Annotated in this window: 17 protein-coding genes; 5 read left to right on the forward strand and 12 right to left on the reverse strand. The window is 60.6% G+C overall.

All coding sequences use genetic code 11. From position 1 onward, the window contains the following. The first annotated feature begins 213 nt into the window (after positions 1–213). A complete protein-coding gene (locus tag J3D46_RS19760; RefSeq protein WP_003804966.1) occupies positions 214–462 on the forward strand; it encodes a WhiB family transcriptional regulator in 249 nt (82 codons plus the stop codon). Between the two features lie 126 nt (positions 463–588). On the opposite strand, the gene J3D46_RS19765 is transcribed toward J3D46_RS19760, so the two are convergent. The 4 genes from J3D46_RS19765 to J3D46_RS19780 are packed head-to-tail and all read right to left on the reverse strand — an operon-like array spanning position 589 to position 8,955. Next, a complete protein-coding gene (locus J3D46_RS19765; protein ID WP_231338009.1) occupies positions 589–2,058 on the reverse strand; it encodes a sensor histidine kinase in 1,470 nt (489 codons plus the stop codon). Between the two features lie 31 nt (positions 2,059–2,089). Further along, positions 2,090–6,946, reverse strand: a complete 4,857-nt coding sequence (locus tag J3D46_RS19770) for an NAD-glutamate dehydrogenase (protein ID WP_253468565.1) — start codon at positions 6,944–6,946, stop codon at positions 2,090–2,092. 57 nt (positions 6,947–7,003) lie between these two features. Then, entirely contained in the window at positions 7,004–8,314 is a 1,311-nt protein-coding gene (locus J3D46_RS19775; protein ID WP_231338006.1) for a P-loop NTPase, read from the reverse strand. Further along, the gene (locus J3D46_RS19780; protein ID WP_231338004.1) at positions 8,311–8,955 is read right to left on the reverse strand and encodes an SAF domain-containing protein; all 645 of its coding nucleotides are present in this window, start codon (positions 8,953–8,955) and stop codon (positions 8,311–8,313) included. The genes J3D46_RS19775 and J3D46_RS19780 overlap by 4 nt, the downstream gene beginning before the upstream one ends. Positions 8,956–9,110: 155 nt before the next feature. Between J3D46_RS19780 and J3D46_RS19785 the strand changes: the two genes are divergently transcribed. Continuing rightward, positions 9,111–9,332 carry a helix-turn-helix domain-containing protein gene (locus J3D46_RS19785; protein WP_231338003.1) on the forward strand — a complete coding sequence of 74 codons (222 nt, stop codon included), beginning with the start codon at positions 9,111–9,113 and terminating at the stop codon, positions 9,330–9,332. Here J3D46_RS19785 and J3D46_RS19790 read toward each other — a convergent pair. Beyond that, complete coding sequence (locus tag J3D46_RS19790; protein WP_231338002.1) at positions 9,329–9,916, reverse strand: hypothetical protein; 588 nt, start codon at positions 9,914–9,916, stop codon at positions 9,329–9,331. The genes J3D46_RS19785 and J3D46_RS19790 overlap by 4 nt on opposite strands. A gap of 148 nt (positions 9,917–10,064) precedes the next feature. Here J3D46_RS19790 and J3D46_RS19795 point away from each other — a divergent pair, with 148 nt between their 5' ends. Together J3D46_RS19795 and J3D46_RS19800 are read left to right on the forward strand one after the other, a co-directional pair. Beyond that, positions 10,065–10,838 carry a LysM peptidoglycan-binding domain-containing protein gene (locus J3D46_RS19795; protein WP_253468567.1) on the forward strand — a complete coding sequence of 258 codons (774 nt, stop codon included), beginning with the start codon at positions 10,065–10,067 and terminating at the stop codon, positions 10,836–10,838. Positions 10,839–10,996: 158 nt separating this feature from the next. After that, on the forward strand, positions 10,997–11,419 hold the full coding sequence (locus tag J3D46_RS19800) for an Rv3235 family protein (RefSeq protein ID WP_231338000.1): 423 nt from the start codon (positions 10,997–10,999) through the stop codon (positions 11,417–11,419). A 110-nt stretch (positions 11,420–11,529) separates the two neighbouring features. Here J3D46_RS19800 and secA read toward each other — a convergent pair whose 3' ends face one another. The 7 genes from secA to mtrA all read right to left on the reverse strand — a co-directional run bounded on the left by secA (position 11,530) and on the right by mtrA (position 21,917). Continuing rightward, the gene (gene secA, locus J3D46_RS19805; protein ID WP_231337999.1) at positions 11,530–14,271 is read right to left on the reverse strand and encodes a preprotein translocase subunit SecA; all 2,742 of its coding nucleotides are present in this window, start codon (positions 14,269–14,271) and stop codon (positions 11,530–11,532) included. 42 nt (positions 14,272–14,313) lie between these two features. Next, complete coding sequence (locus J3D46_RS19810) at positions 14,314–15,603, reverse strand: winged helix-turn-helix domain-containing protein (RefSeq protein ID WP_231337998.1); 1,290 nt, start codon at positions 15,601–15,603, stop codon at positions 14,314–14,316. Between the two features lie 29 nt (positions 15,604–15,632). Next, positions 15,633–16,361: a ribosome hibernation-promoting factor, HPF/YfiA family gene (hpf, locus tag J3D46_RS19815; protein WP_231337997.1), complete on the reverse strand. Its 729-nt coding sequence runs from the start codon at positions 16,359–16,361 to the stop codon at positions 15,633–15,635. 143 nt (positions 16,362–16,504) lie between these two features. Then, positions 16,505–17,509 carry a ComF family protein gene (locus J3D46_RS19820; protein WP_231337996.1) on the reverse strand — a complete coding sequence of 335 codons (1,005 nt, stop codon included), beginning with the start codon at positions 17,507–17,509 and terminating at the stop codon, positions 16,505–16,507. A gap of 85 nt (positions 17,510–17,594) precedes the next feature. Then, positions 17,595–19,307 (reverse strand): LpqB family beta-propeller domain-containing protein, encoded by a 1,713-nt coding sequence (locus J3D46_RS19825; RefSeq protein WP_253468568.1) that lies wholly within the window; start codon positions 19,305–19,307, stop codon positions 17,595–17,597. Further along, positions 19,304–21,271: an MtrAB system histidine kinase MtrB gene (gene mtrB / locus J3D46_RS19830; RefSeq protein ID WP_231337994.1), complete on the reverse strand. Its 1,968-nt coding sequence runs from the start codon at positions 21,269–21,271 to the stop codon at positions 19,304–19,306. The genes J3D46_RS19825 and mtrB overlap by 4 nt, the downstream gene beginning before the upstream one ends. Next, positions 21,243–21,917, reverse strand: a complete 675-nt coding sequence (gene mtrA / locus J3D46_RS19835) for an MtrAB system response regulator MtrA (protein ID WP_014922244.1) — start codon at positions 21,915–21,917, stop codon at positions 21,243–21,245. The genes mtrB and mtrA overlap by 29 nt, the downstream gene beginning before the upstream one ends. 223 nt (positions 21,918–22,140) lie before the next feature. On the opposite strand from mtrA, the gene J3D46_RS19840 reads away from it, so the two are divergent. Beyond that, the gene (locus tag J3D46_RS19840; RefSeq protein ID WP_231337993.1) at positions 22,141–23,412 is read left to right on the forward strand and encodes a hypothetical protein; all 1,272 of its coding nucleotides are present in this window, start codon (positions 22,141–22,143) and stop codon (positions 23,410–23,412) included. Positions 23,413–23,414: the final 2 nt, after the last annotated feature.

Raw genomic sequence — 23,414 nt, forward strand, 5'->3', positions numbered from 1 at the left:
TCTAGCAGTGAGGGCACTGGCGGCTGATGTGATGCATCGCTCACGGATTCCGGGCATTTCGACCACTAACACCCCTTGTTTACAAGGCGTTAACATGAAACGCTTGACTCAGACGACCAAGGGGGCCCATGCGGGCCCCTTTCCTTTGGAGCCTCTCGTGAATGTTTTCACAAAAGGCCTATCTAGTTCTCACGAATGGAGTGACTGATCAGCATGGATTGGCGTAATCGCGCAGCCTGCCTCGACAAGGACCCGGAGCTCTTCTTCCCAGTCGGCAACACCGGACCCGCACTTCTGCAGATCGAGGAAGCCAAAAGCGTCTGCCGCCGCTGCCCCGTCGTGGACACCTGCTTGCAGTGGGCTTTGGAGTCCGGACAAGACGCCGGTGTTTGGGGCGGCATGAGTGAAGACGAACGTCGGGCCCTCAAGCGTCGCGCCGCCCGCGCACGCCGCGCTTCCTAGACCTCAGGATCAAGGAAGGCCGCGGACCATTTCGGTCCGCGGCCTTTCTCTTTAAGCCAAGCGTCAGCTTTTAAGCCAAGCTTCAGTGGTGCGCTCTCCCGGGTAGTTGAGGGACCATCCGAAGTCCTACGCGCGCGCCAGGTTCAAGACGATTTCGACGGCGGTGCCCCCTCCGTCGCGTGGGCTCCACTGGATGGATCCACCGAGCTCGCTTGTCACCAACGTGCGGACGATCTGCAAGCCCAGGCCCTCCGTGTACTGTCCGTCCGGCAGCCCCACGCCGTCGTCGGCGATTGTCACGGTCAGAAATTCGTCGTTGCCGTCGCCATCTGCCCGATCTGCCAACAGCCACACCGTACCCGTACGGCCCTCAAGGCCATGCTCCACGGCGTTGGTAACAAGTTCGTTGATCACCAACGCCAGAGGGGTGGCAAAATCACTGGGCAACTCGCCGAACATCCCCGAGCGCTCGGTTCGCACCTGTTGGGACGGTGACGCGACTTCGGCAGACAGCCGGAACTGACGCCCAATCAGTTCGTCAAAATCGACACTCTGCGTTAGCCCCTGGGAAAGGGTCTCGTGCACCAGCGCGATGGTGGCCACGCGTCGCATCGCTTGTTCCAGACCCTGCTTAGCTTCGTCGCTGACCATGCGCCGCGATTGCATGCGCAGCAGGGCCGCCACAGTTTGAAGATTGTTCTTTACCCTGTGATGGATTTCCCGGATGGTGGCGTCCTTGGTGACGAGCTCCATTTCCCTTCGCCTCAATTCCGAGACGTCACGGCACAAGACAAGGGCACCGAATCGATGCTGCTCATCTCGCAAAGGAATGGCCCGCAGGGAAAGACTGACGCCCCTTGATTCAATCTCGCTGCGCCAAGGCATTCGGCCGGTGACGACCAACGGCAGTGTCTCGTCCACCATGCGGCGGTCCTTGAGGAGGCCAGCTGTCACTTCCGCCAGAGACCGGCCCTCGAGTGACTCAACTTCACCGAGTCGGCGGAAGGCAGAGACGCCATTCGGGCTGGCATACTGGACGATGCCTTCGGCATCGAGCCTGATAAGGCCGTCCCCTACACGCGGCGCTCCTCGCCGAGAACCCGTCGGAGAAGCGAAATCGGGCCACAGCCCGAGGGTTCCCATCCGCAAGAGGTCATACGCGCACTGGCGGTACGTCAGTTCCAGCCTTGAAGGCATGCGGGAGCTGGACAGGTCCATGTGGGACGTGACAACCGCGAGTGTCCTGCCGTTGCGCACCATGGGGACAGCTTCAACCCGAAGCGCCATCTCGCTGCTCCAGCTTGTCTCGCTGGAACGTTCGATGGAACGGCTGTTCCATGCCTTGTCCACCAAGGGGCGGAGGTCAGATCGGATGCCCTCCCCCACGAAGTCCGCGTGGAACACCGTATGGGATGTCGACGGACGAACGTGGGCGAGGGCGATGTACCCAAACTCCGGATGCGGGAACCACAGCGCGAGGTCCGCGAAAGCCAAGTCAGCGACCATCTGCCAGTCACCGACGAGGAGGTGCAGCCATTCGGCATCGCCAGGCCCGAAATCAGCGTGTTCCCTGATGGGGTCTGTAAAGATTGCCACTGCACCTCCATTTGCGACGCCGGGTGTTGCCCTAGCGTCGAACGATTGACCTCAAGAGCCTTAATGCTACCGACAGTGAAGCCATGTCGTCGGCTTCGAGAGCGTTGACCTCATCAAACATGGTCTTGGCACGCCCGAGTTGCTCGGCATTCTGGCCTTCCCAAGCCCTCAGCCGGTCTTCAGCCACGGTGCCGGACTCCGTCGACTCAAGGACCGACGTCGTCATATCCGCCACTGTCGAGTACAAGTCATCCCGAAGTGCTGCCCGAGCCAGCGCCTGCCAACGGTCATCCCGCGGCAATGAACTTATTCGTTCCAGCAGCGAGTCCACGTGGAAGCGGTTGAACACGGTGTAATAGACATGCGCAACATCCTCGACGCTGTCGCCGCCGCCTTGGGCAATCCTGGAGATGTCCAAAAGTGCGTAACTCTCGAAGAGCTCCACCCACCGGTGGGCAAGATGCTCAGGCAGCTCCCAGCCGCGGGCTTTCTCCAGCCAACTAGTAATGCGGACCTTGTCCTCGCCCCGAAGGTAGTCCAGGAGTTTGGCCCTCAAAGGCACCATCATCGGCTTGAATGATTCGACAACCTTGGAAATCGGCTGTGACGCCATCCCTTGTCCCAGCACCCATCGCACTGCCCGGTCGAGCAGTCGACGGATATCCAGGTGGACTTCACTCCAGTGTTCCGTCGGGAAAGATGCAGGGAGTGCGTTCAGCTCCGCCACCATGGGATCGAGGTCATAGATTTCACGCAGCGCCACGAATGCCTTGGCGACTGCTACCTCGTTCGCCGACGTCTCTTCGATCGCCCGGAAAGCAAACGTGATGCCGCCCAGGTTGATGATGTCATTGGCCACTACAGTTGCGATGATCTCGCGCCGCAGGGGGTGGGTGTCCAGCTCGGCGTCGAATTTCTCCCGCAATTGCTGGGGGAAGTAGTTGCGGATGGTGTCCGCAAACCAAGGATCGTCGGCAAGGTTGCTGTCCCGCAACGCAGCGCCGAGCTCGATCTTGGCGTAGGCGGCCAGGACCGCCAGTTCGGGCGACGTCAAACCCTGGCCCTGCTCCAACCTCGCACGAAGGGTATCCGTGGTGGGCAACGCTTCAAGATCACGCTTGAGGTCGGCAGACTTCTCCAGCCAGTCCATCAGGCGCTCGTAACTCGGGCTCCAGTCGGCAACCCGTGTCCGATCGTTCAGGAGCAGGATGTTTTGGTCGATATTGTCCTGCAGGACGAGGCGTCCCACTTCGTCCGTCATGGCCGCCAGGAAAGACGCGCGCTCTGCAGCATCCAGCTTTCCGGCCGCGACCATGCGATCAACGAAGATCTTGATGTTGACCTCGTGGTCGGAGCAGTCCACTCCGGCAGAGTTGTCGATCGCGTCTGTATTAAGGATGACCCCCTGCAAGGCCGCTTCGATACGTCCGCGCTGCGTCAAACCGAGGTTTCCGCCTTCGCCCACGACCTTGACCCGAAGGTCGCGGCCGTCCACACGAATGGCATCATTTGCTTTGTCGCCAACGGCCGCATGTGTTTCCGTGCTGGCCTTGACGTACGTGCCAATGCCGCCGTTGTAGAGAAGGTCTGCCGGAGCCAACAAAATCGCACGAAGAAGTTCGGGCGGACTCAGCTGCGTCGTGCCATCGGGCAAGCCCAGGGCCTTGCGGACTTGGTCGGAAACCGGGATGGTCTTGGCATGGCGCGGGTAAACGCCGCCACCTTCGCTGATGAGCGACCTGTCATAGTCGTCCCAGGACGACCGAGGCAATTCGAACAGTCTCTGCCGTTCCGCAAAGGACGTCGCGGCATCAGGTGCAGGATCAAGGAAGATGTGCCGGTGGTCGAAAGCCGCCAGAAGCCGGATGTGACGGGAAAGCAGCATCCCGTTACCGAAGACGTCACCGGACATGTCGCCAACACCAACTACGGTGAATTCTTCGGTCTGGGTGTCCAGGTCGAGCTCGCTGAAGTGCCTCTTGACTGACTCCCACGCACCACGTGCAGTGATACCCATGGCCTTGTGGTCGTAGCCGACGGATCCGCCGGAGGCAAAGGCATCGCCCAGCCAGAAGCCATAATCGGCAGCCAGCCCGTTGGCGGTGTCAGAGAACGTCGCCGTTCCTTTATCCGCTGCCACCACCAAATAGGAGTCGTCGCCGTCGTGTCGAACGACGTCCGACGGCGGTACAAGCCTCTCGCCATCAGCCGAAGTTACGAGGTTGTCGGTGATGTCGAGCAGACCCCGGATGAAGGTCTTGTAGCTCTCAATTCCTTCAGCCATCCAGGCTGCACGGTCGGTTGCCGGGTTGGGAAGTTTCTTGGCAAAGAACCCACCCTTGGCGCCAGTAGGCACGATGACTGCGTTCTTGACAGTCTGCGCCTTCACGAGGCCGAGGATCTCGGTCCGGAAATCTTCCCTGCGGTCCGACCAGCGAAGGCCGCCGCGGGCCACCTTTCCGAACCTCAGGTGAACGCCCTCTACCCGGGGAGAGTAGACCCAGATCTCGAACATGGGACGTGGGAAGGGCAGCCCGTCAATCGACGTAGGGTCCAGCTTGAAGCTGAGGTATTCCTTGTTCTGGAAATAGTTGGTCCGCAGGGTGGACTCAATCAGGTTCACGAAAGTGCGCAGTACACGGTCCGCATCCAAGGTGGCAACCTGCTCAATGGACTCCGAGAGGGCTGCCCGGGCGGCGGCTTGGCGTTCAGGCCGGAGATCCTCCGCTACCGCAGGATCGAAGCGGGCGGAGAAGAGGGCGTTAAGCCCCCGGGCGACATCGGGGTTGCCCAGAAGCGTGTCGGCTATGAAACCGAACGAGTTGGTGTTGCCCATTTGGCGCATGTACTTGGCGTACGCGCGGAGAACCACCACCTGCCGCCAGTGCATGCCTTCACGCAGCACCAGACGGTCAAAGTTATCCGATTCCACGGCCCCCGTGACGGCAGCTCCAAAGGAATCGGCGAGAAGGTCGCCGGTGGCGATGGGATCGACACCGGCGGGATACTTCAGCCCGAGGTCGTAAAGGAAGAAGTCGCGGTGGTCGGACGTTTCTATTTCGAAAGGCCGTTCGTCCAATACCTCAAGGCCAAGATTATGGAAGTACGGAAGGATCTGGCTCAAGCTCTTGGGCTCCATGAGGTAGAGCTTGACGCGGGCGTCCTCCTCCAAGGCTTCGCCGGCACCGTCGGGAAGGTACACGTGAACACCCGGCTTGACCTGCTTGGTTGCTTCCCCGGCACGCTCGGCCTGCGCTCCGTATTTCTCGAAGCGTTCGATGTCCTCCAGCGCATCCTCAACCTCGTAGTCGACGCGGTAGCCTGCCGGGAATGCCTCGGCCCACAGCGCAGACAGGACATCGGCATTCTCCGCGGGGCGGTGTTCGCGGAGGACCTCGGCAACACCTTCGCTCCAGGATCGGGATGCCCTCATCAGCCGGTGTTCGAGCTCCGCCACGTTGACTTCAGCGAGTTCAGCTGTACGTGGCAGCCTGATCCGGAAGAAGACACGAGCCAAGGCAGACTCGGTTATTCGAGCCTCGTAATCGATGCTCTCAGCTTGGAAGGTTTCCCGTAGTTCTTGCTCGATCCGAAGGCGAACGCTGGTGGTGTAGCGGTCGCGGGGCAGATATACGACTGCGGACATGAAGCGGCCATAGATGTCAGGGCGGAGGAAGAGCTTGGTCCGGCGGCGTTCCTGCAGGCGCTGAATGCCGGTAGCTGTGGCAGCCAGGTCCGCTATTTCGATCTGGAACAGTTCATCACGCGGGTACGTCTCCAGAATGCCGAGGAGGTCCTTGCCGGAATGAGAGTCAATCGGGAACCCTGCGTTCCGCAGTACGGCGTCGACCTTGTCGCGAACGATGGGGATGTTCCGGACAGATCCTGTATACGCACTCGTTGCGAATAGCCCGATGAAGCGCCGCTCCCCATTAACGTTGCCCAAAGCGTCAAAGCTCTTGACTCCGATGTAGTCGAGATACGCGGGCCGGTGAACTGTGGACCGGGAGTTCGCTTTGGTGATCACCAGTGCGCGCTTTTCCCGGGCACGCTTACGACCGGCATCGGTCAGATGCTGGACCTGGCGTGTGGTGTCGCCCGCGCGGAGAAGCCCAAGACCGCTGTCGTCACGCAGTTGAAGGACGTCCTCACCTTCTTCGTCAACGAGATCGTATTCGCGGTATCCCAAGAACGTGAAGTTACCGTTATCCAGCCACCGCAAGAGATCCTGGGCCTGCCGGAGTTCGGCGACTTGTTCAGGGTGGGATACGCTCCCAAGTGCTTCAGCCAGTTCAAGTGCTTTGCTACGCATCTTTGGCCAGTCCTCGACCGCCGCCTTGACATCACCGAGGACACGTTGCAGTCCTGCGATCAATTCTGCACGGGCTTCGTCGCTGACCCGGTCGATTTCCACAGCGATCCACGACTCCATATGGGAGGCGTTGTCGCCGTCACCGAGAAGATGGGCAATGCTGGGTAAGGCAGCGGTATCGCCGCTGGATATTCCGACGTTGGACGGAACTCTGGAAATATTGCGCAGTTCCCCGGACACCCGATCACGGGTGACCACGAACAAGGGGTGCATTACCAACCTGATGGCGCAGTTCTGGCGAACGAGTTCTGCGTTAACAGAGTCGACAAGGAACGGCATATCGTCCGTGACGATGTAGACGACGCTTCGGTCAGCCTCACTGGCGATCTCGACGACGGCGTTGCCCGGCAAACGGGACTGCGCGACACTTCTGTGATTGGTAGCCCGCGATATCAGAAGCTCAGGAGAGTATGCGCGGGAGTCCTCCTCTGCGAGGTGCTCATAGTAGTCACCAAAGAACCCCTCCCGGACAACTGCTGCATCGGACCGATCCTCTACGCTGGATCCTGACGACATCGACAAACGCCTCCATCACATGTTGATTGCTGCGACTCTGCAGCCCACATGGTGAGCCTAGCGCTTTAGGAAGCGGGAGGCTCTGGTAGTTAGTACAGAAGATTTTGGATTTTGCTGGGCAGGCGCACAGACCAAATTGGCAATGGCGACACGAAGCGCCGATTCTGGTGCAACTTCGAGTAGAACCGATCCGGAAAGCAATGCGGCGTCGCAGGCCACCGGATCAGCCGGCAGGTAGGCATCGATTCCCGTTCCCGGGCCGTAGCGGTCCCAGGCGTCCTCCAATTGCTGTTTTGGCGAATGGCCCACGGTGGAGCGCCTGACCTTGTTCAGCACGATACGTGGGGATGCTTGCGGAACTGCTGCTTCAAGTTCGGCCAGTCCACGAACCAAGCGTGGCACCCCGACCGCATCCGCTGCCCCCACGGCGAACACGACATCTGCTGTTTCCAGGCTGCGGAGGGTTGCAGCGTTTCTCCTCGGTGCCATGGTGTCAAAGCTCAGCTCTTCATCCGATTCGAGGCAGAACCCTGTGTCCACGACCACAACATCCGCCAAGTGCCTGGCTCGTTCGAGTACCAGTGAGAGTGCCGCCGACCTGAGCTCGGTCCAACGGTCAGCGCGTGTAGTACCCGTAAGTACGCGGAATGAGCCACCCTTGGTGAAGACGGGGATAGCCGTCGTCTTAAGGGAGCTGACGTCAAGCATGCCCTGATCTGCGAGCCTGCACGCTTGGGCCAGGCCGGCGGACTCGTCCAAGAGTCCCAGAACCGCAGAGACGCTGGCACCGTAGCTGTCAGCGTCCACAAGAAGGACAGATTGACCATTCAATGCCAATTCCGCTGCGATATTGACCGCGACGAGGGTTCGGCCTGGCGAACCTACAGGCCCCCAGACGGCAATGACCTGGCCTGCGCCCCTTGACACTTCGTCCGCAATTTCGGTTGCCGGCAGTAAGACCAAGTCCTCCCCGGCATCTGCGAATCCCACGTCATGCCCCGACCCCAGACGGCCGCGGGTGTGCTCGCGGGCAACAGCCTCGGAGATTCTGGCTGCGAGTGCTGAAGGTTCTATTCCGGAAGCTGCTGCGACAACACCGATTGACCGCAAACGGTGGGTTTCGGCTGGATCGTCCGTCAAGGCTACGATGGAAACTCCAACCGCCCCAAGCCGATCGACCAAAGTTGTCGTCAGTTCCTCGGAGCCCTCAGCCACGACAGCAGCCATCGCAAGGCCGCTTTGGCAGGCAGCCATCAGCTCAGCCAGCTCAGAACAACGACGAACCACCGTCACCGGGCCATGAAGTCGTTCCAGCCCTCCGACTACGGCCTCTCGCGCACTGCCGACAGTAACAATGGGAATACTCATTGGCCTGAGCCTGCTGGGTTCCAGACTACGGAAATATTAGCTTTGTTCGCCTGGGCACCCAACAGTTTGGGTATCTGCTCATCAGTCACCAAGACCTGAACCACGGTGGTCTTCGAGGCGCCCAAGGTATCGGATCCCGAGGCCACATTGGCAATTTCTGCACCTGGCAGCAACAGCTGCGGCTTGTCATACGCATTGTTCGAACCCGGCATGGAAACCCATACGTCCACGCGCGCACCAGGCGTTGCTTGCTCGGGGAGTTCTTCATCCATTGAAATGGCGACTGGCTTCCTGTTCAAGGCGTCGGCCTTGCCCAGGCTCTGCTGGGGAATAAGCTGATTCTTCTCCACCCGCTGCAGAGCGACTTTGCCCGCTGCAAGGCCCTCCTCCACTGTCACGTAACTTGACTCGATGTCATCAAGCCGGACTTTGACGATAGACAAGTCCGCTGCCGTCACCGCCTGGCCCACGGAGATATCTTCCCGGGCCGCATAGACCTGCGTGGTCCTGTCAGCTGTGCCGACCAAGGCTATGACGCCCGCGATGGACGCCAACACCAGTAACACACCAATAAGAAGGCGGGGGTCCTTCCACGATGGCTTCTTCAGTCTCTGGCCGGCAACGATGGCTGCTGAACCCATTTCCCTGCTCCCCCGTCATGAGTAATGGCATGGACTACTGACCCGCCACACCATTCTTTACCGACGACTTCTCATGCACCAAAGCCAATGAGGGCAAATGGCCTGAAACTGTGGATAAGTGCACCAAACGGGGGCATCAGTGGCAAAATGGATCCATGCCCCGATTCCTGACTCTGGCGGACGTCGCCGAACAACTCCAAATCAACTCCCCACAGGCGTATGCCCTTGTCCGAAGCGGAGAATTGAAAGCCATCCAGGTAGGGGGCCGGGGGCAATGGCGTATCGAGGAAACGATGCTTGAGCAGTACATCCAGGAACGTTATGCAGAAGCCAGCCGCATGATCGAAGAGGCTAAGACCAAGTCACCCCAGACCTAGTAGTTGCCGCGGGGCAGATCCTGGCCGCCGGCCGATGACAGTGCTGCCAGCGAGCTGAAAGGGATGGTCAACACTGCCCTCACGTTGCCGACCCGACGCACCTCGCCGTCGGGGACAACCGCGAGATCGAAATGATCGCGACCGACCCTGTCGATGACGCCTTGTACTTTGTAGCCATCCCCCGTCCGAGCACTAAGGTAAACAATCAGTTCGGCACGGTCCCTGGCCAACGCCCTCAAGGCAGCGGAAATCCCCAGCGAACGCTGCATCGGGGACAGAGGCTTTCGGACCGATCTGCCCAGTCCCTCGTATGAGAGCACTGAAGCGCAGGGAACCAGCCATTCCCGAGATCCGTCCACCAGCCCCAACCACTCGCCGCCTACATGTCGCAGGCTTCCGCGGATGATGCTGCCATCAGCCAGGACAATTTTGATCCCGGAACCGGCGACGGCTCGAAGGCGGTCCCCCAGCTCAATCGCAGCAAGTTCGACCCTGGCCCGCTCCGATATCTCGGATTCCCTTTCCAGGGCGCGCTCTGCTGAAAATTGTGCTTCCAAGTCATCGAAGAGAGAGTCCCATCTCATGTGGTCAGACTAGGCTGCAACATGTAGGTACGGCGAATCCCGTTAAAGGCTCGTCAATCCGATTGGACAAGCACTAACAAATGTGCTCAAAATAGTCCAAGCGGTTCAAATGACATCAAAATCGATCAAACGGAGCCTGGGGGCCTGAATGGCACGAGCATTGCGCAATGACACTGCCCTGGCCGTATCGATTCTTGGACTAGGGCTGCTCCTTAGCTATGTGGGCCGCGTGCTCGTGAGTCAGTGGCAGTCCGCGGAGCGCCACGGGCACAGCATGTCGTTTGAACACCTCCTCGGTTTTGTTTCGAGCGCCGTCGGTGCGGGGATAGTAATGTGGTGGATCCTTTCCCTTCTGATCGCCTTCCTCACCTCGCTCTTGCACCGTGGCGGACAGCAGAGAAGAGCTGACTTCATCTCCAAGTTCAGCCCCGGATTCATGGTGCGACTGGCAGTGGCAGTGCTGAGCTTGAATCTGTTTGGTGCATCAGTGGCGCACGCCAGTATGGAAACGTCCGATCCGGGCTGGAAACCGCAAGCCGGTAAATCCGTGCAGGCTGCACCCGCAGTGTGGACGCCGATGTCCTTGGTCGGCTCCGCCCCTGTCCCACAAACGGCCGGCGTCGGAGAAACGGGAACCCCGGTCGATGATCCACGCTGGCAGCCCGGGCCCCTAGTGACTGATCCAGGGCTGCTGAGCCGTCAGTCCTCCCGGCAGGTTGCCACTGCCCACGAAACCGGCGTGGTAGTTGAAGCAGGAGATACCCTCTGGTCGATCGCCGCTTCGAGGCTGGGCCCTTTTGCCACGGACGTCGACATCGCCTTGGCATGGCCCAAATGGTACGCCGCCAACAGGACCGTCATAGGCGGTGACCCCTCCGTGGTGCTTCCGGGCCAAGTGCTGCGGCCACCCTTACCCGGCTAGCATCCAGGGTCTCCGCCGCCCTTTCAAATCTTGGACGACACCCGCTCAGGGGCCAGGTCCGCGCGTCAAAGTTAATTCCAGCGTCATCCCAGCAGAAGCCATTCGAGCAGGGCGTCCCCACGCCCGGGCTCAAGTAGTGAATGCCAGAGGGTATGACCATGACCGTTGCAACTGCAAGCCACCCGGCAGGGCGCCGGAGCGCCAAACGTCCTATCGCCGCGAAGGGCTCTAAGGCCCCTGATATCGATGTACGGCTGGTTGCGCGCAGCATCGCCCAGGCAGCGTTGGAGGTTCTGGCCGGCACCCGCCCGGTCAGCCAGCTTTCCAGGTCCTTGGATCCGGAATGCTACCTTTCCCTCCAGCATCGGGCCGCCCTCACGCGCAAGCACGCCGCCAGAATCCGGGCCAATTTGCGGCCACACCGGAGCCCCATGGTCCGTTCCGTCAGGGTTTGTTCCATCTCCGCAATTATTTGCGAAGCAAGCATCGTTGTTGCAGAAGAACAAAGATGCCGGGCCATCGCCATGAGGTTGGAGCGCTTCGACGGCATCTGGCGGGTCACCGCTCTGGAAATCGGTTAGCACCACCGCGCCCGGCCACCATGACCACGTACGAAAAGGGTGGACCCCGGACAATGAGTCCGAGGTCCACCCTTTTACATACCGCGCTTGTCCCGCCCCAGCGGAATGGCTCAGCGACGCTTCTTTTTTGCCGTCTTGCGCTGATCCTGGCTTGCTGCCTTGGCAGGGTTACCCGATCGACCTGAGGCACGGCCCTCGATGCGCGTTTGAGTGGCCCCATCCTCGCCGGGAGCAGTGTACTGCAGCTGTGCCGGCTTCTCTGGCGCCTGCAGGCCGGCCGCCCGGATTTGTGGCTCATGATGTTCGGTGTGCGCTCCAGCGGCAGTGTCGTCAGCCACTACAACATCCTCGGCGGGTGTTACCTCTACCTCAAGGTTGTAGAGGAACCCAATACTTTCTTCGCGAATGGCTTCCATCATGCTCTGGAACATGACAAAGCCTTCGCGCTGGTATTCCACCAAAGGATCGCGCTGGGCCATGGCCCGGAGACCGATTCCCTCCTTGAGATAGTCCATCTCGTAAAGGTGTTCCTGCCATTTGCGCCCCAGCACCGAAAGCACCACCCTGCGTTCAAGCTCACGCATGCTCTCAGACCCGATGGCCTCTTCGCGTGCCTGGTAAACGAGCCGGGCATCTGAGAGGATCTCATCCCTCAGGAAGTCGGCCGTGACCCTGGACCTGCCGCCCGCTTCCTCAATGATTTCCTCAGCGGTAACGGTTGCCGGGTAGAGCGTCTTCAGATTGGCCCAAAGCTGGTTGAAGTCCCAATCGTCCCCAGTTCCCTCGGCAGTGGCGGCATCAATGAGGGCGTTGATGGTGTCTTCCAGGAAGAACTGGACCTTCTCGTGGAGGTCGTCACCCTCGAGGATTCGACGACGGTCCCCATAGATGGCTTCACGCTGGCGGTTGAGGACGTCATCGTACTTGAGGACGTTCTTACGCTGTTCGGCGTTGCGCCCTTCCACCTGCCCTTGGGCGGATGCGATGGCTCTCGAAACAAGCTTGGATTCGAGCGCAACGTCATCCGGAACGGAGCTGTTCATGAGCCTTTCTGCCGCGCCAGAGTTGAACAACCTCATGAGGTCGTCCGTCAGCGAAAGGTAGAAGCGGGACTCACCAGGGTCGCCCTGGCGTCCTGAACGGCCACGCAGCTGGTTGTCGATCCGGCGCGATTCGTGGCGCTCGGTACCCAGCACGTAAAGTCCACCAAGGTCGAGAACTTCTTCATGTTCGTCCTTGACCGCTTGCTTCGCTGCCGAAAGCGCCTCTGGCCATGCTGCCTCGTACTCTTCCGAGTTCTCTTCAGGGTCAAGCCCGCGCTTTGCAAGCTCTGCGATGGCAGTAAATTCGGCATTGCCGCCCAACATGATGTCAGTGCCGCGGCCCGCCATGTTCGTGGCGACGGTAACAGCCCCTTTTCGTCCGGCCTGGGCCACGATGGAGGCTTCGCGCGCGTGGTTCTTGGCGTTCAGGACTTCGTGCCTGATGCCTTCCTTGGCCAGCAGCTTGGAGAGGTACTCGCTCTTCTCGACACTGGTGGTGCCGACCAGCACCGGCTGTCCGTTCTCGTGCCTTTCGGCAATGTCCTGCACGACGGCGTCGAACTTCACGACTTCGTTCTTATAGACAAGGTCGGACTGGTCAATGCGCTGCATGTCGCGGTTGGTGGGGATGGGAACGACACCCAGCTTGTAGGTGCTCATGAACTCCGCGGCCTCTGTCTCGGCCGTGCCGGTCATGCCGGCAAGCTTCGAGTACATGCGGAAGTAGTTCTGCAAGGTCACTGTGGCGAGAGTCTGGTTCTCGGCCTTGATCTCGACGTTTTCCTTGGCCTCGATGGCTTGGTGCATGCCTTCGTTGTAGCGACGTCCAGCCAGGATACGCCCGGTGTGTTCGTCAACAATCAGGACCTCGCCGTCGAGGATGACGTAGTCCTTATCCCTCTTGAACAGTTCCTTGGCCTTAATGGCGTTGTTGAGGAAGCCGATCAAAGGCGTGTTGGCCGATTCGTAAAGGTTTTGGATTCCGAGGTAATCCTCCACCTTTTCAATACCGGCTTCGAGCACGCCTACGGTTCGCTTCTTTTCGTCAACCTCGTAGTCGACCTCCGGCTGCAGCCGGAGCACGACCTTGGCGAATTCGCTGTACCACCGGTTGGTGTCGCCCTGCGCCGGCCCGGAAATGATGAGCGGAGTACGTGCTTCATCAATCAGGATGGAGTCGACCTCATCCACGATCGCGAAATTGTGGCCACGCTGGACCAGTTCGCTTGCATCCCACGCCATGTTGTCGCGCAGGTAGTCGAAGCCGAACTCGTTGTTGGTTCCATAGGTGATGTCTGCGGCGTATTGCTGCCGGCGCACTGCGGGGTCCTGGTTGGAAAGGATGCAGCCGCTGGTGAGGCCCAGGAACCTGTAGACGCGGCCCATGAGTTCTGACTGGTACTCAGCGAGGTAGTCGTTGACCGTGACGACGTGGACGCCTTTGCCCGCGAGGGCGTTGAGGTAGGCCGGCGCCGTGGCCACGAGGGTCTTGCCTTCACCGGTTTTCATTTCTGCGATGTTGCCCAGATGAAGTGCGGCACCACCCATAAGCTGTACGTCGAAGTGCCTCATGCCCAAAGTCCGGGAGGAAGCTTCACGAACAGCAGCGAACGCTTCCGGGAGGAGGGCTTCCAGAGTTTCGCCATCTTGGTGGCGGGAACGCAGATGGTCCGTTTCCTCGCGTAGTTCGGCATCCGTGAAGGACTTGAAGGAGTCTTCCAGGGCATTGATGGAATCGGCATAGTTCCGCAGTTGCTTGAGTGTCTTTTTGTCACCCGTGCGGAGAAGTTTTTCGATTAGTGATGCCACGTGAAATTGCTCCCAGTCTCATGCTGCCGAATTCTGGCTGTTTCAGTCTACGGGAGAGACCAGCGCCACGTTGCCGGGTTCCCCTGTGAGCGGACTGCCCGGTTGCCCGTGCTCTTTCGTGCGATCACGGCGGCGTGCCACGGCCTCGGCGAGCACGCCGGCGAGATCTCCAACGGGCCACACCACCACTTCCTGCAACCCAAGCCAGGAGGCCATGAGGTCAAGTTCGGCAGCAAGTTCGACGGCGGTATCCGCCGGTGCACCAACCTCACCGAATGCCGAGCGTACCAAGAGCTGGCCGGACGCCCGATCCGCTTTCAGGTCCACGCGCGCGACGATCCCGTCGCGAAGCAGGAACGGCAAGACGTAGTAGCCGAATCGGCGCTTGGCGGCAGGGGTGTAGATCTCAATCCTGTAATGGAAGCCAAACAGTTCTTCAAGCCGCCGGCGCTCAAAAACCAGGGAATCGAATGGACTCAGCAGCGCCCGCCCTTTGGCTATGCGTGGTGTTCCGGCGCTGACATGCTGATAGATTTCCCTGTCCCAACCACTGACTGACACTCGTTGAAGGCGACCAGCCCTGACCAGCCGCTGAACCGAATCAGCTCCCGCCTTGAGGGGCGTCCGGAAGTAGTCGGAAAAGCAGCGCACAGTACCAATGCCGTGGGCTTGGGCGGCTGCATCCATCAACCGGTCAAGTGACTCCTCAGGGTCGCCTCCGGACAAGGCCAAGTTTGGTACGACCCTTGATGTCAGGGTGTACTTTCGCTCGAATTGAGGGGTCCGGGAAGCAGCCGACACTCTTCCCTCTTCAAACAGATGTTCCAAGACCCGCTTGACGATGTTCCAATTCCACCCCCAGTTGTCACGTTCGGCTGCCTGGGCATGTCCGAGTTCTGCGGTGAGTTCGGACGCGGTCATGGGACGTCCTGCCGTGAGGGCTGCGAGGATGCGATCCTCCATCTCCTGACGGACACCAGGATCCAGGTGGTGGGCTCCCACCCACGCCCGCTTTTGCCACACCAACAGGTCCTGAAAGTGCTCCGGGCGGATAAAGCTGGCCTCGTGTGCCCAGTACTCCATCATCCTTCGCGGCTTCCGGCCAGCCATGGTTTGGAGGATGAGGGGGTCGTAGTTGCCCAGCCGGGAAAAGAACGGAAGGTAGTGGCTTCGGGCCACGACGTTTACGGAATCGATCTGGACAAGCTGGAGTTGGGCAAAGGTCCGGCCCACCGCCCGTGCAGTCACGGGGCCGGTGGGCCGGACCTTTGCCAATCCTTGAGCTGCCAATGCGATCCGCCGTGCCTGTGACAGGCTCAGCGAAGCGGTCATGGAAGTCCCTTCATTCAGGAAATATTGCCTTACTTGGCTGTCGAAGCCTGGTCGTCAGAGCGGTAGGCGTGAATCTTCTCTTCCACGGCCTCCTCGCCAGGCTCGCACGTGGAGTCGAGGGTGATCACACCGTACGTCCAACCACTGCGCCGGTACACGACAGACGGCGCGTTGGTTTCCTTGTCCAGGAAAAGGTAGAAGTTGTGCCCAACGAGTTCCATGCTGTCCACTGCATCATCCAGGGTCAGTGACGCGGCGGGGAACACCTTCCGGCGGATCAGGACGGGTGAATCGCCAGCCGGAATGTCGTTCTCGATGTCGTAGGGCGAACGCTCTTCTGCCTGCGGCACAGACTCTTGGTGATTGCTGGCTTCAACGTAGAGCGGTTCGCTCGCACTGGCGGGCTCAAGTGTTGCTGTGGCTTCCCGCACTGCCTTAGGCGTGTGGCGGCCGTGGTGCACCTTTTTCCGGTCCTTCGCACGGCGAAGCCTCTCAAGAAGCTTGTTGTACGCGAGATCGAAGGCAGCGAATTTGTCAGCGGCTGTGGCCTCGGCACGGATGACGGGGCCGCGGCCCAGGACTGTCACTTCGACGGTGAGCTGGCCCGGCGTCTGCCGGGGATTGGTTTCCTTGGAAACCTTGGCGTCGACTCGCTGGACCTTATCCCCCAGCGATTCAATCTTTGAGATTTTCTCGCCGGCGTATTCGCGAAAGCGGTCAGAAACTGTGAGATTTCGTCCGCTGATCATGAACTCCATGGTGCCCTCCAAATAACTCAGGTGACACGACAACGACGCTGTTGGGGGCTAGTCTGACGGACAGTCGAGCCCCTTTCCGAGCCGCTATCGACAGGTACATCTGTTCTTGGTACCCACAACCGACGTTAGTTCATCGCCACGCGTTATTCATCCTTTAGCCACTTATTTTTTGATTGAGTCTTAAGGGCTTCACGTGGATAGTCTGCGGTGCTGTTTGAAGCGTAGGCTGGTGGCCTCGTGGCCGCGAGCACGACGGCGCCACACACCACTCCGCCAGCAGCCCTGACGGCCCGCGCTGCCTCAGCGAGAGTGGCCCCGGTGGTGAGGACATCGTCCACAAGAATGCACCTCATGCCTCTGATCGTGTCCAAACGCCGTCTGCGTACCCTCATGGACCCCCGGACCTTGCTGGCCCGCGCACCCCTCCCCAAGCCCTTTTGGCCGGCTTCGCGGCTTGTCCCGTCCTTATCCGAAACGATCTGGAACATCCGGGCAGTGAGCCCCCGCAAGGAATCTCTGCTGACTGCGTGGACCGGTATTGCCGGCCTCTTCTCAAGTGCGTCAATGATGGGGCATTGCGGCAGGACGCGGCGCATCCGCAGACATCGAAGCAGGAGGTGCAGGGGGCTGAATCCGCGTTTGCGGTATGCCCGGCCGCTCGTGGGAACAGGGACGAGGCAATAGCCTGGCTGTCCTCCAATGGCGGTCTCCACCGCCTTGCCGAGGCAAGGAGCCAAAACACCTGCCAGACGCCACTGGCCAAAGTGCTTGAATGACAGCAGGCATCGTGCCAGTTCATCCCGGTACGGGCCCGCTGCGACCACTTCGAGTTTTGCCGTGCCATCGACGTCAACCAATGCGGGCGATTCCTGCTCCGCACGGAAAGGCTGCCTGCACAGTTGACGGACACGCTTCGCGCAGCCGCCGCACAACACGGTGTCCTCCACTCCGCAGCAAACGCATTCAACCGGAACCAACAGAGCCATCAGGTCAGCCATGGCTCCCCGCAGTGCGGATATCAGCCGGTCAAAGCGACGCTGTTCCCCACCACGTCGGTGCGCCCTGACAGGATCTGCGGCGTGGAGGTCGGGGTCCCCGCTCACGACCCGCCACCCACGGTGCCCGTTCCTGATGCCTGGGGAAGTCATCCTGCAAGCCTGCCCAGTTGCCGGCTCGGCCGGAAGTCGCTGTGAGCCCTATGTGGACAATCGACCCGGCACTTCTGGTGGCAGGTCAGCCCGGGAAGGCTGGCTCCGTAGGCCCCTTCAGCTGGAGCTCCCAGCCATTTCCGACACGTTGGAAAACGCCCGCCTCCGATTGGCCATAAATCTGCTCGGAGCCGTTTCCGGCGCTGAGGCTGGTCAGCCCGTCCCAAGGTGCCAGCTGTTGAGGCTCGCCCGTTGCCAAAGACAAGAGCTCGGGAACCACGGTTGCGGTGGCCGAACTGGACATCACTGCCACCGTCGAGCCGTTGACCCAGACACCTTGGTCAGCCGTGGCAGTGCTCAGCAGGGTGACAGGAGTGGTGAGGTCCTTGGGAACGCCGTCGGGATTCCGGACGATTCCGGTGATCTGCACCGTGGACTTTCCATTCGCCTCGGAAATAACCAGTGCCCGGGTCCCTTCCCTGGAGACCCTGAAGTCCTTGACGGTCCTTCCGGACAACCAGGAGGGAGTCAAGGTGACGTTGGGTATGGCCATGCCGGGTGCAACACCGGTGGGCTTGAATGCCACGACCTCGGCGGCCCCGTTGGCACCCGGTCCTGCCGTCCATACCCAGTCGTGCGGACTGAAAGAGGGGCCGGTCAGGGTGCTCCGGGTGGTCAATTGACGTGCGGGTTGCCCGGGTTCGATCGCGTACAGAGTTGTCTTATCACCGTTAAGGAATGCGGCCGTTTGGGACACCGGAGACTCCGCCGGCGAGTGGGGCCCCAATCCAGCTACCGATTGTATGTCCGGCAGCGGAGTGATCCGGTTGTTCTCATAGCGCACCAGGTCACCGTTGTTCACCGCGATTTGGCGGGCGGGAACACTCTTGTCCAGTACTGGGGGCAGTACGGTGCCGTTGTCTTCAACCCGCACAAGGTCCTGGTCCGCACGCAACTGGACGTTGATGACGTCGGGCTGGTCCCGGAAGGTCAAAGCCAACTGGTTTTGCATCCTCTGGCGGTCTTCCGCAGAGGCCTCGAACAGTTCCTTGGCAGACAGGTCCACCTGCGCAGAGCCTGATACGACCGGCACGGATTCCCGTGCAAGCTTCATCCCGGACGGGAACGCACTGACAACTGCACCTCGAAGGTAGGGAGCCGGACCAGCCAGGAGTGCGCTTGTCATGGATTTGACGGTGTTCTTCTTGATGAACCACCTGTAGTCAGGAACAGCGTAGGTAAACGTGGGGTCGTAGAAGTAGATGGGATTTGCCCCATAAATGACCTTGAATGTTTCCTCCGGGATAGCCGTGCCATCCGGCACCTTGGAAATCCGCCACTCCCCTTCCACCTGTTCAAGTGTCAGCGGGATGGTCTCCTTGGTCCCCGGCGGAAATTGGGTAGCAACGCCGTCAGCATCCACCGAATAGGCGAGGTCGAGTTCGTAAAGGTACTCATTCTCAGCGGCGGACTTGACCACCTGCGCCTCACGGAAAACTATGGCGCGCTTGTCAGGCTTCCATGTAACCGACTGCGCTTGGGTCAGATACTGGCGCGCCACAGGATAGTCGTCCTCGTAGCCGCTGCCGGCCATGTAAAAGTCCTCAATGACAGTCTCGGGACTTGAACCGGCGCGTGGGGCCGCAGGAAAGAACACGGGCGCATTGGGATTGCCTGCACCCTCGTCCTTGCTCTTGCCAACTGGACCGGAACGGGGAATCTGCGCACAGGAGGCGAGCAAAACCATCAGCACCGCCAGGACGGCCACAACCGCCTTGGAGTTCCGGAGATGCATCATGCTCCCTCCTCGGCGCCATCGTCGGCCACCATGGGCCGGCCGGTTCCAGCCTCGGACTTTTGCGGAGGACTTCCTAATTCTGTCCCAAGTATGAGCATTTGGCGCTCGGTCCCGGCCCCGGGAAACTTAATATCTGTGGGTTCAAGCTGCAGCGGCGATTTCACGATGGTGCCTCCTTGCCTGAGTGGCAATGTCAGCCGGAAATTGGAGCCGGCCCCCTTGCGGCCCCAGGCCTGAAGCCAGCCATTGTGCAACTTGGTGTCCTCAGCCGCGATGGAGAGTCCCAGGCCGCTGCCCCCCGTGGTTCGCGCCCGCGCGGGGTCCGCCCGCCAGAAACGGTCGAAGACCCGTGCAGCTTCTGCTTGACTCATCCCAATGCCATGGTCCCGCACTGACACAGCTACGGCATCGTGGTTGGCGGCAACTGATATGTGGATTGGCTTGCCCTCGCCATGTTCCAGGGCGTTGAGCAGCAAGTTGCGGAGAATCCGGTCGATTCTCCTGGAGTCCATTTCCACCACAATGCTCTTTTGCCTGGCATTGAGCCTGACATCGGACCCATATTCCACCGCCACGGGTGCCGCACCCTCAGTGACGTGGGAGATCACTTGGAAGATGTCCTGAGGTTCTGCGTCCAGGACGGCAGCGCCGGCGTCGAAGCGCGAAATCTCCAACAGGTCCGAAAGCAACGACTGGAAGCGTTCCACCTGGTGGTAGAGCAGCTCGGCTGATCTTTTGTTCATGGGGTCGAAGTCCTCACGGGCTTCGAAGAGGACCTCGGCCGCCATGCGGACGGTGGTAAGCGGGGTACGCAGTTCGTGGGACACATCTGAGACAAAGCGCTGCTGCATTTGCGACAAAGTTGCCAACTGGGTGATCTGTTCCTGCAGGCTGGCAGCCATATGGTTGAAGGAGGCACCGAGCCTGGCGACCTCGTCTTCCCCTTTGACCACCATGCGTTCCTGGAGCTGGCCTGCCGCGAGCTTTTCCGAGACTACGGCGGCATGGCTGACAGGACTGACCACATTGCGCGTCACGTACCACGCGATGGCCCCGATCATGAGGACAAGGGCTGCGCCGCCTGCCCAGAGGACGTTCTGGATTTCGTCCAGTGTTTGTTGGGCCGTGTTGAGGTCGTAAATCAGGTAGAGCTCGTAGGACGTGCCATTGAACGTCACCAAGTTGCCGACGGCGATGCCGGGGCGGTCCTCATTGCCTACAGGGAATTGGGTGGAAGCCCAGAACTGCTGCTTTCCGCCTTCCTGGACAGCCTTGCGCAACTCCGGCGGTATGACCCTCACCGTCAGTTGGTCGGACGCGCGTGACTCGACCCAGCGGTTTCGCGGCTTTGTTTGCTCCGGTTTCGCTTCAAAGACGTATCTGCGCTGGATCACTGAACCCCGGCCCTCCACGGCAGTCAGTGTGTCGTAAACCAACGTGATGACACTGGACTGGTCGGTGACCTGCGCGCCGTCGAACGTGTCCTGGACCTGCTTGACGTTGTAGCGCGACTCGGACTCGGCCTGGGCCAGGCGTTCCTGGAAGAGGTTGTTCGCGATTTGGTTGGACAAGTACGCGCCGACAATCGCAAAGGACGTGACAGCGAGCAGCAACGTGGTGAGGACTGTTCGAAATTCCAGCGATCGCCGCCAACGCCGAAGCAAGGACCGCCAGAGGTATCGAAGTCCCGGCCTGATCTGGCGCACGCCGAAGGACACCAGCCGCGAAACCCGAAGAATCAGGATGAGTCCGCGTCGGGTCCAGATTCGTCCGCGCGACAGCAGCCACGACAGGTTCCGGGTCTTCGGTCCCGACCCCTCCTGGGACTGTTCGGGGTCGGTTGATGGTGCCGGCGTCAAAGGCTGGACACCGGCCGCTTCCGGACCCCTTGGTTCAAGGTCCTCGTCTGTCGCGCCGGCCTTGCCGACCGGAGACTCAGGAACCTGCTTTATATCCGACACCACGCACCGTCAAAACGACCTCGGGCGCCTCCGGATCACGCTCAATCTTGGACCGCAGGCGCTGGACGTGCACATTGACCAGGCGCGTATCCGCGGCATGGCGGTATCCCCAAACCTGTTCAAGGAGCAGCTCGCGGGTAAAGACCTGCCAAGGCTTGCGTGCCAGCGCGACCAGAAGATCGAACTCCAGGGGGGTCAGCGAAATCCGCTCACCGCCGCGCGTGACCAAGTGGCCCGCGACGTCGATGGTCACGTCCGCGATACGCAGCGTTTCGGGGGCCTTCTGGTCGCCCGGACGGAGCCGCGCACGAACCCGCGCCACGAGTTCAGCCGGCTTGAAAGGCTTGGGCACGTAATCGTCGGCACCCGATTCAAGACCCCGGACGACATCGGACGTATCAGACTTTGCAGTGAGCATGACAATGGGGACGTCCGACTCACCACGGATCTGCCGGCACACTTCAATGCCGTCAGAGCCCGGCAACATAAGATCCAACAGCACCAGGTCCGGCTTGGAAGAGCGGAAGACCTCCAATGCCTGGCCGCCATCTGCGCAGAACACCGGCTCGAAGCCATCATTGCGCAAGACGATGCCAATCATCTCTGCGAGCGCTTCGTCGTCGTCAACTACCAGAATGCGTGCCTTCATAGTTATATATTCCCTTATCACCAAGTCTTTGTCCCGTTGGGCACGGCGCACGGCATGGCGCCCCATGGGCAGTTCCACCGTACTGCACAACAGCGCCACTCCGCCTTTGCCGGCTGGCCGGGCGGCGGGCTATGAGGGACGACGACGGGACTATAGGCTGGGTGCCAAGGTCCGTATGGGGGACGTCGGATGTCGACGGGCCGGGTCTTATGGGGAGGATATCGTGTCACAGCCAGAGCACGGCCAAAATCCATCGCCGGGCAGTCAGCCCGCGCCGGGCAACCAGCCACAGTGGGGCGGCCAGCCACAGTGGGGCGGTCAGCCACAGTGGGGTGGTCCCCCGGCCTGGGCGGCACCGCAAAGCGGTGGTCACCAAGCCCAACCCACCCCTGGATGGCCGCCGGGCCCATCTTATGGACAACCCTTCTATGTTGCTCCTCCCAAACCTGGCGTTATCCCCCTGCGTCCGCTCCAGTTCGGAGAGATTCTGGACGGGTCCTTCCAGACGATTCGCCGCAACGCGGCATCGATGTTCGGTTCGGCCCTGATTGTGCAAGCCCTTGGGGCGGTGTTCGTCGGCATCGTCACGGTGGGGATGTTCCAACTGTCGATGTCTTTTGAATCCGTGACCTCCGAAGCGGAATTCAACGACGCCATGGGCCCCTTCCTCGCCATCATGGCAAGCACCCTGGGCGTCTCGGTGCTGATCGGTTTTCTGGGCTCGGTCCTTCAGGGCGTCCTGGTAGTGCCGGTAGCCCGCTCGGTCCTCAACCGACGGACCGGCTTCAAACAGATGTGGAAGCTCGCCGGCCGACGGATCTGGCCGCTGCTGGGCGTTGCGGCCTTACTGACTTTCGGCGGGATACTCGCAGTCGCGGCCATTGTGGGCGTTTCGGTCCTGTTGTTCACGGCCATGGGACCCGGCGCCTTGCTCGTTGTCCTGCCGTTGGGCCTCGGTTCGATAGTGGCCTTTGTCTGGGTCGGACTGAAGCTGATGCTGGCCCCTGCCGCCATTGTGGTTGAGCGGACCGGCGTCTACGACGGACTCCTCAGGTCCTGGCAACTGACAAGGAACAACTGGTGGCGCATCTTCGGGATCACCCTTGTTGTCGCCATCATGGTGGGCATCATCGCCCAGATAGTGCAGATCCCTGCTTCCTTGGCGGCGGCAGCCATTGGTGGTGTGGTTGCCCCCCACCCCGATGCCGAAACCGTTGCTTCCACGCTGGTGGTCACCACAGTGATTTCCTCGGCAATCGGCGCGCTGGTCGGGTCCGTCACTTTCGCCTTCCAGGCCTCCGTCTTCGCCTTGATCTATATGGACCTCCGCATGCGTCGGGATGGTTTGGACGTTGAGCTGATGCGGCTGATGGAAACCGGCGACGATCCGGAGGGCATACCGGGCGGTGCTTCGAGTCGGCTCGCAAGCACATTCCAGCCACCGAACGGCGGGCAGTTTCCGTCCGCTCCTCCCGGGCCGCGTCCACCGGCATGAGG

Origin of the sequence: Paenarthrobacter sp. A20 (genome assembly GCF_024168825.1) — a bacterium.
Classification (GTDB): Bacteria; Actinomycetota; Actinomycetes; order Actinomycetales; family Micrococcaceae; genus Arthrobacter.